The sequence below is a fragment of the Candidatus Aquicultor sp. genome (genome assembly GCF_054640775.1).
This window is the reverse complement of record NZ_JBTSLF010000081.1, coordinates 1-12,257: the sequence shown is the minus strand read 5'-3', so window position 1 is coordinate 12,257 and position 12,257 is coordinate 1. Positions and strand designations below refer to the sequence as shown.

The following is a 12,257-nucleotide window of genomic DNA, read 5'->3' as shown; positions in this document are numbered from 1 at the left end:
TTTGTCCTCCTCTTCAATCATGTGCTGCAACGTCTCCAGCATATCGCTCATCTTTTCGATGGAGTACATGATCGCGTTCCGGTTATCCAAGCAAATATCGATCCACATGCGGGGGCTACCTGCCGCGATTCGCGTCGTGTCTTTAAAGCCGCCGGCCGCAAGCAAAAGTAGGTTTTCGGTTGCATTGGCTTCGTTACTGGCCAGGTTCATAAGAACGGCGGCAACCATATGCGGCAAATGGCTTACTACGGCGACCGCGTGGTCGTGTTTTACCGGATCTATCGCCAGCACGTTCGCGCCGAGCGATGTGATCATCGAGTGGAGTTTCTTATAAGCGACCATATCCGTTCGCTTGGTCGGTGTAAGTAAATAATGGGCGTTCTTAAAGAGTGCCGGATTCGCCGCGCTTACCCCCGTACGCTCCGAGCCCGCCATGGGATGCCCGCCGATAAAATGCACGCCTTCCGGCACCTCGGCCTCCACCTCGGCCACGATACTTTCCTTTGTGCTTCCTACATCTGTTATTATCGCACCGCGTTTAGCGCTTTGGGCCGCGAGGATACAATAGTTCGGGATCTGCCTTACGGGCACGCAAACGAAGATGACGTCGGCGTCGGCGCACGCTTCCTCAACGCTTGCCGCTGCTCTATCGATGATGCCGCGTGCAAGCGCCTCTTCAACAGCAGGCGCGTTATGGTTATAGCCCACAACCTCATACTCCTCGGATTGCTGTTTAAAACCGACGGCGAGCGACCCCCCGATCAGTCCTAAACCCAGTACCGCGATGGTCGTTTTCATTAGACGGTCAACCTCATCTTTTTATTGAACGCTTCGGCCACGGTGCGTATGCGCTCCATTACCGTATCGAAATGCTTAAACGTAAGCGATTGCGGCCCGTCGCAGAGCGCCTTTTCAGGGTCGGGGTGAACCTCTATCATCGCTCCATCGGCGCCCGCCGCCAGACCCGCCAGCGTCAGCGGCTCGACAAGGTTGCGCTTGCCGGCGGCGTGACTCGGGTCGACGATAACCGGAAGGTGGCTTAACTGCTTGATCAACGGTATTGCGCTAATATCCAGGGTGTTCCTGGTAGCGGTCTCAAATGTGCGAATCCCGCGTTCGCAGATTATAATATTGGTGTTACCGCCCTTGATGATATACTCCGCTGCCATCAGGGTCTCCTCGACGGTATTTCCAAGGCCCCGCTTAAGTAGGACCGGTTTCCTCAACATACCGACTTCCTTTAAGAGCAGGAAATTCTGCGCGTTGCGGGCGCCAATCTGGATGATATCGGAATACTCGGCAACATCTTCCAAATCCCTCGGGTCCATAACTTCGGTGACTATCGGCAGGCCGAACTCTTCTCTTGCCTCCGCCATCATTTTCAACCCATCGACACCCAGACCCTGGAAGCTGTACGGTGACGTCCTTGGCTTAAACGCACCACCCCTGAGCACCGTGGCGCCTGACGACTTTACTGCCCGCGCGGTATCGCGCATCTGCTCTTGTGATTCTACGGAGCACGGCCCGGCCATTACATTAAAGTATCCTTCGCCGATAACGACATCACCGATGGTGATAAGGGTCGGTTCGTGGCGAAACTCGCGACTCACAAACTTGTAGGGTTTCATGATCTGGATAACGTTTTCAACACCCTCAAAGCCTTCTAGCGGAAGTGCGGCAACGGCCTCTTTATCGCCGATGACACCGATGATGGTACGAAACTCACCCTTGGATAAATGAACCTCGGCCCCCGCCTTTCGGATGCTCTCTACTACGTGCTCTACCTGCTGTTCACTAGCGCCTTCGCGCATAACTATCATCATAATACATCACTCCTCGATAAAACTTTATTGCTCGTAGGCTATCTAAAACTACCAGTAACTCCTCACTTGTATCTTATTCTGTTACATCGTTAAGTTATTGATTTGCTCTGGTAATCGCAATTTCGTTACAACTAGGGATTTGGTGGTTTAAGGGATTAAACCGGGCGCGTGAAAGCAGACCTGCCTTCGGGGTTAAAAGAAGTAGTAATAGAGCCAGCACCTTCCTGATGGTGAATTGAATAATTTAATGTTTTTGTTATCCATCATACCAGTGCTCCTTTTACGTGATCTTTTAGAAGTGCCTCAAGCTCGCCGATGAACCGTTTGTTCTCCTCGGGCGTGCCGACGGTTACCCTGAAATACTTCGGGTAGCCGAATATATCACCAGACCTCACGATGATACCCCGCTTCATCAGCTCGAGCGACATCATTCGATCATCAATACCTATATCTACCAGGATAAAGTTTGCATGCGACGGTATAAAATCAAGGCCCATTCTCCTGAACTCTTTATAGAGATACTCCAGGCCTTCGGTGTTCAGGTGGCTTCTCTCCTCGACTTCGGCATCGCACTCCAGGCTGGCAAGCGCCCCTGCTTGAGCAACCGATGTCACGTTGAACGGCTCGCGTACCTTATTGACCGCCGCGATGATAAACTCCGGCGCTATACCGTAGCCGATCCGGCACCCTGCAAGCCCGTGAACTTTTGAGAACGTGCGCAGAACCACAACGGGCCTGTCATCATTTATATAATCCATACCGTTCGGATAGTTGTTGTCTCTAACAAGCTCAAAATATGCCTCGTCAAATACGATTACGACATCCTTGGGCACACTCGCGAGAAAGCGCTCTACCTCGTCGCGAGTGACGATCGTACCGGTTGGATTGTTGGGGTTGCAGATAAAGACCATTTTCGTGCGCGGTGTGATGGCCTTCGCCATTGCATTGAGGTCGTGGGCATGGTCTTTAAGTGGGACCAGAATCGGCTTGGCGTTCATTAATTTGGTCACCGTTGGATAGACAATAAACGACGGGTCCGCCATAACCGCTTCATCACCCGGGTCGAGAAGAACGTTGGCGAGCAAACGCAAAAGCTCGTTTGACCCCTGGCCGGCCATAATGCGCGACGCGGGCACCCCGAGTTTATTTGACAAGCCTTCACGCAGGAACGTGCTGCCGCCATCGGGATAGCGGTTTACATCTAAAAGCGATTCTCTCATCGCCTCCAGCACCTTGGGGAACGGGGCGTACGGGCTTTCGTTTGATGCAAGCTTTATCGCCTCGGTTATCCCAAGCTCTTTTTCTACCAGCTCAATGGGCCTGCCGGATTCGTATGGCTTTATATCCTCAAGTCCGCGCCGTATGATATCTTTCATAAAGGGATTTTAACATAGTATTGCTTTATTGCTCAACTTTTCCGCAGCTAAATGCCCTACTTTACTATAAATCGGAGTACGTAGGCCCCTTTAGCAATGCCCCCCCTTAGCGGGTTTTACTTGTCCTGCGTATAGACTTTCTCGTTGAGAAGCAACACCTTCGGGGTGTAATCGATGACTTCGACCACGCTTAAGCTGCCCGGTGATGGCCAGAACGATTTGTAAAACGCCGGGTCGTCCCCATTAAAATGGCCCATTATCACCTTTATGGGGCCGCCGTGCGAGACGAGAACGACGTTCCCGTCTTTTTCCTCATCGATTATTTTATAAGTCGAGCTGAGCACGCGGCTTTTAAAATCACGCCAGTGCTCGCCGTCGGGGATAGCCGAGTGTTCGGGGTCGTCGAGCCAGGCGTGAAAGTTGTCATGGTCTTTCGCTTCTATTTCATAGTAGGAAAGGCCTTCCCAGGCCCCGAAGTCGATCTCACGCAAACCGTTGACCGGTTTTATCTCAAGATTATGGGCAGATGCGATCGCCTCTGCTGTGTTCCGCGCCCTCAGCAAATCAGACGAGTAAACCGCTGTGACAGGGCTGAGGCGCAGCCGCTGCGACAGGGCTTCCGCCTGACGAACGCCTTTTTTCGTCAGACCCACATCTGTTCTTCCTATATATTTAAACTGCCTGTTCAGCGAAGTCTCGCCGTGCCGTACAAGATATAATTTCATTGTAATACAGGGTTGTTAATTGGATTTTGATTCTTACGGACCGGAGCCCGCACCCACTACAACCCACTCATCACCTTTCTTATCGAGATCAAAGAAATTATTGTAGAGGATCTTATCCCTGCTCTTGATAATACCGCGATCATCCATATCGCCCCTCCGTAGAGACTCTATAACCTCAACAACATCTTATAGTAACGCCATAGCAAATAATACCGCTATTTCCGTAAGCTCTATCAGTGCCCCGAGCGTATCGCCGGTCATCCCCCCGATCTTTCTCTTGACCAGGTATACATAGATGACCAAAAAGGCACCGGCAATACCGACCGCCGCCAGGGCGGCCACAGGCCTGGTCCATAATGCTACACCCACGATAGCAAAGGCGATCGCTGAAGATAGTATCAGCTCCCATGGTCTTGCCCGTTCGGCAAAAAGAGAGCCGAGCCCCACGCCAGGCCGGGCCGACGGCTGTGTGCTTGTGGCAATCGCCGCAGCCCAGCGCCCAAGCACTGGAAATGCGATCAATGTTCCCACTGTCAATGCTGCAGGGGTCGCCGCTAATAACGAAAACTTAAGCGCAAAGGCCACGACAATCGCTGCGACCCCGAAGCTCCCGACCCGCGAATCCTTCATGATTGCGAGCATGTGCTCCTTATCGCGGCCGCCGAACAGCCCGTCAAACGTATCCGCCAAAGCATCGACATGAAACGCCCTGGTAAGGGCTACAAGGCTTGCCACCACGATTATACTCGCCGCGGGCTGCGCCACCCTGGTTGCTATCAGCAAGTGTACCCCCGCAAGCAACAACCCGAGTATCGCCCCCACGACCGCAAAATATTTTATTGAATCGCCGAACACCCTCTCTTCGACCTCACCCCGAATACCCCCGGGCAAAATCGTCAAAAAAGACAACGCAAACCGAAACGCTTTCATTTCTGGCTTCTTTCTTGCGCCCTATTCCTTATCCGATACCCCGGCTTCAGCAAACGTCGCCATTTCTTTTATGATCTTGGTTGCGGCTTCGACTAGCGTCATCGCAAGCGCGGCGCCCGTACCTTCGCCAAGGCGCATGTCCATGTGAAGCATCGGCTTGAGGCCAAGCTCTTCAAGGATTACTCTATGGCCCGGCTCAACGGATACATGTGATGCGATCATGTAGTCTTTGCTCTGAGGGCTGATTCTGCCGGCTATCAGCGCTGCGGCGCTCGAAATAAAGCCGTCGATTATAACCGGCACACGCCTGCTTGCGGCCCCGATTATCAGCCCGGCCAGACCTGCGATCTCAAGCCCACCGACCTTTGCGAGCACGTCTATCGGGTCGTTCTTGTCCGGGTGCAACATGTCGATGGCATCCACTATGACTTTTCTCTTGTGGTCGAGATCACCGTTTCCAATACCGGTTCCGCGACCGACCAAGCCATCGACCGGCTTTGCGGTGAGGGCTAGAAGTATCGCGCTGCTCGGGGTGGTATTCCCTATGCCCATATCGCCCGTTGCAAGCAGCCTCACACCTGAGTCTATCTCTCTGTTGGCGACTTCGATGCCGACCTCAAGCGCCCGTATCGCCTCGTCCCTGGTCATCGCCGGGCCCTTTGCGAAGTTGTCCGTGCCGTTTTTTACCTTCATCGACAGCACGTGAGGATTATCGATTTCAGCATCCACCCCTATATCGACAACGACCACACGGGCGCCCGCGTGACGTGCCAAAACGTTGATCGCCGCACCACCGTGCACAAAATTCATGACCATCTGCGGTGTGACCTCCTTGGGAAACGCCGATACCCCTTCATCGGTAACCCCATGGTCCCCCGCCATAACGACGATGGTCTTCTTATCGACCTCACTCATAACGCTGCCCGTGATACCCGCCAGCTTTATCGATATCTCCTCCAGCACACCCAAGCTACCGGCCGGCTTCGTAAGCTGCTCCTGCCTCGCCCCCGCCGCCTTCATCGCTTCTGCATCCAGCGGCTTTATGTTCTCCAAAGCTTCCTGCAATAATCCCATTTCATCCTCCCAGTATAATCCAAGGTTACGCGTTCACCAGTATCATGCCCCTCATTCTCGATCCACACTAATTCGTAATTCGAAATTCGCCATTCGTAATTCCTCTGGCTCCTGGCTCCTGGCTTCTCCCCAAAAAAAATTCCCCCGGCATTCCGAGGGGTACGTAAATCGTTATAACAACACTCCTTCCTCGTTGAGCATCTAATGTTTGTCCTGGGCAGGTCTCCTGGCTTACGGATATAACGCTCTCCCGCGCCTTCCCGGTACCTAAGTACCAGTGGCATCTGCGGGGGCTTTCCGTTTACAGTGGCGGGCCCGTGCCGGATTCTCACCGGCTTCCCTATTCTCCGCGTTTAGCGGCACCCGGACATATATTCACTTTCCAAAATTACTGTATATTCCAAACGCCCGATTGTCAAACACACATTAACCGGTACTGCAGATCGACTACATGTAGTTTGGCGGCTATCACTGCTGATGCTATTGCAAGCGGTAGTGCGATCGGCTGCAAACACTACTGTACTCTGATACATAACCGCCTATCCTCGGTCGCCGTATACCCGAATTTTTCTAAGAGGCGCAGAACCGGCGTATTCGTGGGCGGCACGATAAGATTGATATAATTAACGCCTCTCTCTTTTAGTCTGGCTAGCATTTCGTTAATCAAGGTTAGCGCAACGCCGCGTTGTCGATAATCAGGCCTAACCGCAAGGCGGTACATCCAGCCCCACCAGCCATCGTCGCCGCCGATTATCGTGCCTATTATTTCCCCATCGGCTTCGGCAATATAGACAAGGTCTGGGTCATTCTCTATTTTCGGTTTCAAACGGATCTCGTAGCTGGGTCTATCGGGCCAGAATTCACGCCAGAGCTGGAATATCTGCTCGCACTCTTCTGGCCTTGCATTCCTATACGTTATCTCGGACATCGAGTGTTCTATTTCTGACATTGAGGCTCACCCCTTGCTATCCAAATACCTTACTTCCTATGCGGCTACTACATATGCCGGAGGCTATGATGATTACTTGAATCCTAAACGACAAACGCCCGCTTGTCAAAATATTATTATGGTTTACCGGCGAACCGAGCAGGGAATTATCACAGCAATAGAGCACGTCAGGCGCAGAGCAAAGATATCAGGTATATAAAGCGAGGTTATACTATGACTCAAGATATCCCCAATCGCGAACTCGGAAGAACCGGAGAAAAGGTCTCGTTAATCGGTATTGGCGGCTTTCATATCGGGGTAATCGAAGATCGCTCGGAGGCTATCAGTATCATAAGGGAAGCAATCGATAGGGGCATTAATTTTATGGATAACTCCTGGGATTACCATCGCGGCGAAAGCGAACGCCGGATGGGTGACGCCTTAAAAGGCGCCTATCGCGACCGTGCGTTCGTGATGACCAAGGTCGATGGGCGCACTAAAAAGGCGGCAAAGGGGCAAATAGACGAGAGCCTTAAGCGCCTGCGAGTCGACCATATCGACCTACTGCAATTGCACGAAGTTATCCGCTGGGATGACCCGGAGCAGGCTTTTTCACCAGGCGGCGCCATGGAAGCGCTCGATGAGGCCAGGGACGAGGGGAAAATCCGGTATATCGGGTTTACGGGCCACAAAGACCCCGGTATACATTTAAAGATGCTCCAGGAGCCCTTTATCTGGGATACCGTTCAAATGCCGCTCAATGTGCTGGATCCGCATTTCAATAGTTTTCAAAAGCAAGTGCTTCCGGTGCTTATCGAGCGAAACATCGGGGTCTTAGGGATGAAACCGTTCTGCGCGGGACACATCTTCGATACCGGAACGGTCAGCGCTATCGAAGCGCTTCATTACGTTATGAACCTACCGGTTTCCGTGGTTATCACCGGCATCCAGTCACACGATAACTTAAACCAGGCGATAGAGGCGGCGACCAGCTTCAGCCCGCTAAGCGACGATGAGGTCGGCGACATCCTCTCCCGCACAGCCTCCGCCGCAGAGAACGGCACCTTCGAGACATACAAAACAACCCACGCCCACGACAGCACGATGATGCACCCCGAGTGGCTTGTGTCGTCTTAATATGCGCCGATAGAAGAATGAAAGGTTTTAGGGAAGCTATCTTATAGTGTCAGGGTTTAGGTCGCTTGGTAATTCTCAAGCGCCCTTACTATCTCGGGTATGCTCAAGGAGCCTTCGCTTGCAGGATGGGGTCGGTCGACAACGATTACGGATATTGCAAGAACCTCCGCAGCTTTTAGCTTCTCCGGCAGGCCCCCCACAACACCACTGTCTTTTGTGATGACCACATCGATTCCTAGCTCATCCCAAAGCATCCGGTTATCTTCATAACTGAACGGGCCGATTCCGGTAATTATCCGGTCTTTTGCAAACCCCGCTTCAAGGCACTTGTTTATAGAGGCCTCATCCGGCAAAACCCGTATATAGATATCACAGTGCTTCCCTTTCGCCGCATCAAATAGGGCTTTCGCATGGTTGCTTCCTGTGGCAATAAATATCGTGTTGCCGAGTTCGCACGCCTTGACAATAGCTTCTTCGTGCGTCGCACTGCGATATATGTTCGCGCCTTCAACGGTTTCCGATGAGTCTCGTTCGAGCCTGACATACCTTGCAGCAGTGGCCTCGCAGGCGATCCTGGCATTATCGCTGACTTCCAGGGCATAGGGATGCGTCGCATCAACGACCACTTTGATAGCATTCTGCTTAATCAAAGCCTGCAGCCCATCGCGGTTTAGTTTTCCGCTTCTATGCGTGATAAGGGGATCCTTTGGGATGAATTCCTCGGCAAAATCATAAGCGGTGCTTACTATCGCCCGGATGTTTTTCTCTATTAGCAGTTGTATAAGCTGGTTCGCCTCAGTGGTGCCGCCGAGGACTAGGATCATATCTTATAGCCCCGTGGCGTGATCATGCGGCCGTCGGCCACATAGGTCTGGCTGTTTCCGATAATAACGGTTGTATTCATGTCGATATCGAGATCGACGAATGATGCCAGGTCGCTTATGTAATAATTCTGCGCCCCATTCGACTTGGCGTACAAACCGACCGGTGTTTTCGGGTTCCTGAATTGCATAAAGATATCCCGTGCGGTCTTTATCTGCCAGTTGCGCTTTGTGCTTTTGGGATTATAGAGGGCCGTTACAAAATCGGCCGTCGCAGCGCATCTCAATCGCGTTTCGATTTTCTCCCAGGGGGTCAACAGGTCGCTGAGGCTTATAACCGCAAAGTCGTGCATGAGCGGCGCGCCAAGGGCCGAAGCGGCGGCGTTTACCGCGCTTACGCCGGGCACTATCTCGATATCGATATCTTCGGAGGCCGCAAGTTCAAGAACCAGCCCGGCCATCCCGTAGATGCCGGGGTCTCCGCTGCTCACGAGCGCCACGAGCTTTCCTTCTTTTGCCAGCTCGATTGCTTTCGTGCAGCGTTCGACCTCTTTGCGCATTCCAAATTGCAGTATTTCTTTTCCCTGAGCCAGCTCAGAGATCGTCTTCACGTAGCTTTTATATCCGACGACGGTATCACATATCTGGAGCGCATCTCTCGCCCCAACCGTCATATCAGCCTCGTTACCGGGGCCGATGCCTACTACTATTATTCCTCCTCTGCCAGAGCCACAGTTACCTTTCCGTAAACCGTTTTCGGAGCTATCAACGCTCCATCCTTCGAGGCCAGAATTGCCGCGGGTTCGCATACTCCTCCTGCACCTACCTTATCCATCACAAAATCCGATCTGCTTGGTGCGACCTCATCAAGCTCCACTGCAGGATACAAGGAAACCGCAACATTAAAATGTTCCGCTGCTTTACGCAACGCTTCCTCTTCGCTTTTAATATCTATACTCGCTATCCCTTTGAGGTTATGAGCGTGAAGTCCTTTTTTTGCAAGAGATCCTCTGATTGCCTGTTTTATTTTTTCGGGGGTGATATCCTTTTTGAAGCCGACCCCGGCAAAAACGCGCCGCGTTTTTAGAACAAGCGCCTTTTTGACCGTCTCGACCGGTTTATCATCTACGACGACCACAATATGGTCGTAATTTTTGCTGTATTTCTTAAGCTGGCTTAGCGGCCTCACGCTGTATGAAGCTTTTGCCCTGTCTCCCCAGCGCCCGAGGCCGATATCGGCGAATATGCACGCCGAATCACCGCGAAGAATGCCCGAGGATACTCGTTTAAGCGCAGCCGTGTCGGTGGTTTTCAACCCCAAATCCTTCATGAAGAGGTCGATCGCCGGCTTTCCCGCGATATCGGTCGCCGTCGTGATTACCGGCATCGCGCCGACCGCATCGGCAACCTTTCTCGCCAGGTCGTTCGCGCCACCAATATGGCCGGATACAAGACTTATCGAGTAAGAACCGCCGTCATCGACCACGACTACGGCGGGGTCGACTGTTTTGTCCTTTAAGTGAGGGGCAAGCGCTCTTACGGCAATGCCGACGGCCGAAACAAAGACCATTGCATCATAGTCTTGAAAGACATCCTTAACGAGCTCCATGAGCCATGGTTTTTGGTCTTCTGCCTTAGGAGGCTCGAATATCTCGACCTCATCCTCCAGCTTTCCTTTGATCCGATCTGCGATTTTGACGCCGTTCTCGGTTACGGTAAGCACCGCAAGCTTCACTTTTTTATACCACCTTTAAGAAGACGTTGTTACTTGCATCGTCGCCCTACTCAACTATTCCAGAATATCACAAATATGAGTGCATCTGATAGCTTCGTAAATCTATAGCTGAGGGTTCGTTCAGAATGACATGTAATCGCTACTCGCCCCTTCAGAATGACTGAAATCAAGCTGTTCCTCTTTATTAGTTCTTCGCCTTACGGTAGCCGTGGGTGAACTGCGGGTCGTAAAGTTTTGAGCGGTCGTAGGTTCCATCGAGGACGCCGCCGACGACTATCATGGCCGTCCTGTTGATGCCTGCCTCTTTTACTTTGCCGGCGATATCCGACAGCGTGCCGCGAACAATCCGCTCATCCGGCCAGGATGCGCGCTCTACCACAGCAACCGGCGTATCCTCTGGATAGCCCGCCTTAAGTTCGTCTACCAGATTCTCTATCATATGAACGCTAAGAAAGATACACATCGTAGGCGTGTGCTCGGCAAGTGAGCTGATTTCCTGGCCCGGTGGTACGGGGGTTCTGCCGGCCATTCTCGTGATCACTACAGTCTGCGAAACCCCCGGTAAGGTCAACTCGGCGCTGAGCGCGGCAGCCGAAGCGCTAAACGAGCTAACGCCGGGCACCACCTCATACCCGATGCCCTGCTGCTCAAGCCAGTCTATCTGCTCTTTTATCGCGCCGTACAGGCTTGGCTCCCCGGAGTGCAGCCGGACTACGACCGCATCGCCGCCATCGGCCTCCCGGTAGAGTTCGGTTACTTCCTCCAAACTTAAATCGGCGCTGTCGATGCGCCTGCACTCAGGTTTGCAGTTCTCGAGAAGCACGGGGTTGATGAGCGACCCCGCATAAATCACAACATCGGCCTCTCGGAGCAACCTCTGCCCCTTCACCGTTATCAACTCGGGATTACCCGGCCCGGCCCCTATAAAATAAACCTTCATCGTACCATCCTATCGATTCTATATATTTTTCTTGACCATAACCGTCGATAAATAGCCCACTTCGTCAAGTTCCGCTTCGGTGAGGCCGGAGAGGCCGGTTATAATACGTTCGCTGCCCTCCTGGGACACTTTTTGGACGAGAACAGCGTTGTCTTGCAGGCCCATATCGGTCAATACGTCGATGAGACCCCGCAGCTTTTCTCCGACTTTGAGGATGATCACGGTGTCGAACATCTCGAGATACGGGCGTATGGTGGCGGTGTCTCGCGATAGCGGGATTATCGCCAGCTTTTCGTCACCGATCGCAATCGGCACACCGGCGGCCGACGCCGATGCGAACGCCGAGCTGATGCCCGGTAGCGTTATGATATCCGCCTCGGGATACTCTTCTTTCAGTTTCTTGTACAGGTAGATATATGTGCTGTAGAAAAACGGGTCGCCGAGCGTTACAAACGCCGCGTCTTTGCCCTCACGTAAAATACCCGCAACCTCGGCGGCGGCCGTCGACCAATGCGATTCCAGCTCAGCCGTGTCCTTGGTCATCGGAAAGGTCAATTCTACGACCTGCGCCTTCCCCTTAAGGACCGGTTCGATAATCGTTCGCGCGATGCTGTCGCGTTTTGGGGCCGAGCGTGGCGTGAATATCACGTCAACCGAATTGAGGACATCGACCGCCTTAAGTGTCAGCAACTGCGTATCCCCGGGACCGATGCCGATCCCATACAATCTCCCCTGTAAAGCCATTTATTACTACTCCGTCCCTTCTCG

At 52.7% G+C, this 12,257-nt stretch carries 13 protein-coding genes and 1 riboswitch; of the genes, 1 reads left to right on the top strand and 12 read right to left on the bottom strand.

The features are described 5' to 3' along the window. The 7 genes from ACYC56_RS08110 to ACYC56_RS08080 form a co-directional block, all read right to left on the bottom strand. The coding region (locus ACYC56_RS08110) for a prephenate dehydrogenase (protein ID WP_461373676.1) at positions 1-798 on the bottom strand (798 nt) is incomplete at its 3' end. Then, positions 798-1,823 carry a 3-deoxy-7-phosphoheptulonate synthase gene (gene aroF, locus ACYC56_RS08105; RefSeq protein ID WP_461373675.1) on the bottom strand — a complete coding sequence of 342 codons (1,026 nt, stop codon included), beginning with the start codon at positions 1,821-1,823 and terminating at the stop codon, positions 798-800. The genes aroF and ACYC56_RS08110, both read right to left, overlap by 1 nt. A gap of 263 nt (positions 1,824-2,086) precedes the next feature. Then, on the bottom strand, positions 2,087-3,199 hold the full coding sequence (gene hisC, locus ACYC56_RS08100) for a histidinol-phosphate transaminase (protein WP_461373674.1): 1,113 nt from the start codon (positions 3,197-3,199) through the stop codon (positions 2,087-2,089). A 116-nt stretch (positions 3,200-3,315) separates the two neighbouring features. After that, positions 3,316-3,924 carry an alpha-ribazole phosphatase gene (gene cobC, locus ACYC56_RS08095; protein WP_461373673.1) on the bottom strand — a complete coding sequence of 203 codons (609 nt, stop codon included), beginning with the start codon at positions 3,922-3,924 and terminating at the stop codon, positions 3,316-3,318. Between the two features lie 186 nt (positions 3,925-4,110). Continuing rightward, positions 4,111-4,854: an adenosylcobinamide-GDP ribazoletransferase gene (cobS, locus tag ACYC56_RS08090; protein ID WP_461373672.1), complete on the bottom strand. Its 744-nt coding sequence runs from the start codon at positions 4,852-4,854 to the stop codon at positions 4,111-4,113. Positions 4,855-4,875: 21 nt separating this feature from the next. Further along, positions 4,876-5,928 carry a nicotinate-nucleotide--dimethylbenzimidazole phosphoribosyltransferase gene (cobT, locus tag ACYC56_RS08085; RefSeq protein ID WP_461373671.1) on the bottom strand — a complete coding sequence of 351 codons (1,053 nt, stop codon included), beginning with the start codon at positions 5,926-5,928 and terminating at the stop codon, positions 4,876-4,878. A gap of 199 nt (positions 5,929-6,127) precedes the next feature. Continuing rightward, positions 6,128-6,310, bottom strand: a riboswitch (cobalamin riboswitch). 132 nt (positions 6,311-6,442) lie between these two features. After that, entirely contained in the window at positions 6,443-6,877 is a 435-nt protein-coding gene (locus tag ACYC56_RS08080) for a GNAT family N-acetyltransferase (RefSeq protein ID WP_461373670.1), read from the bottom strand. Between the two features lie 213 nt (positions 6,878-7,090). Between ACYC56_RS08080 and ACYC56_RS08075 the strand changes: the two genes are divergently transcribed. Continuing rightward, a complete protein-coding gene (locus ACYC56_RS08075) occupies positions 7,091-7,993 on the top strand; it encodes an aldo/keto reductase (RefSeq protein ID WP_461373669.1) in 903 nt (300 codons plus the stop codon). Positions 7,994-8,049: 56 nt separating this feature from the next. On the opposite strand, the gene cobK is transcribed toward ACYC56_RS08075, so the two are convergent. From cobK to cobI, 5 genes are all read right to left on the bottom strand, one after another. After that, complete coding sequence (gene cobK, locus ACYC56_RS08070) at positions 8,050-8,817, bottom strand: precorrin-6A reductase (protein WP_461373668.1); 768 nt, start codon at positions 8,815-8,817, stop codon at positions 8,050-8,052. Next, positions 8,814-9,488, bottom strand: coding sequence for a precorrin-3B C(17)-methyltransferase (cobJ, locus tag ACYC56_RS08065; RefSeq protein WP_461373667.1), 675 nt, complete (start codon positions 9,486-9,488; stop codon positions 8,814-8,816). Before cobJ ends, cobK begins: the two co-directional genes overlap by 4 nt. 35 nt (positions 9,489-9,523) lie before the next feature. Then, positions 9,524-10,549, bottom strand: a complete 1,026-nt coding sequence (locus ACYC56_RS08060) for a cobalt-precorrin 5A hydrolase (protein ID WP_461373666.1) — start codon at positions 10,547-10,549, stop codon at positions 9,524-9,526. Positions 10,550-10,733: 184 nt separating this feature from the next. Next, entirely contained in the window at positions 10,734-11,489 is a 756-nt protein-coding gene (gene cobM, locus ACYC56_RS08055; protein WP_461373665.1) for a precorrin-4 C(11)-methyltransferase, read from the bottom strand. Between the two features lie 18 nt (positions 11,490-11,507). Beyond that, the gene (gene cobI, locus ACYC56_RS08050) at positions 11,508-12,233 is read right to left on the bottom strand and encodes a precorrin-2 C(20)-methyltransferase (protein ID WP_461373664.1); all 726 of its coding nucleotides are present in this window, start codon (positions 12,231-12,233) and stop codon (positions 11,508-11,510) included. Positions 12,234-12,257: the final 24 nt, after the last annotated feature.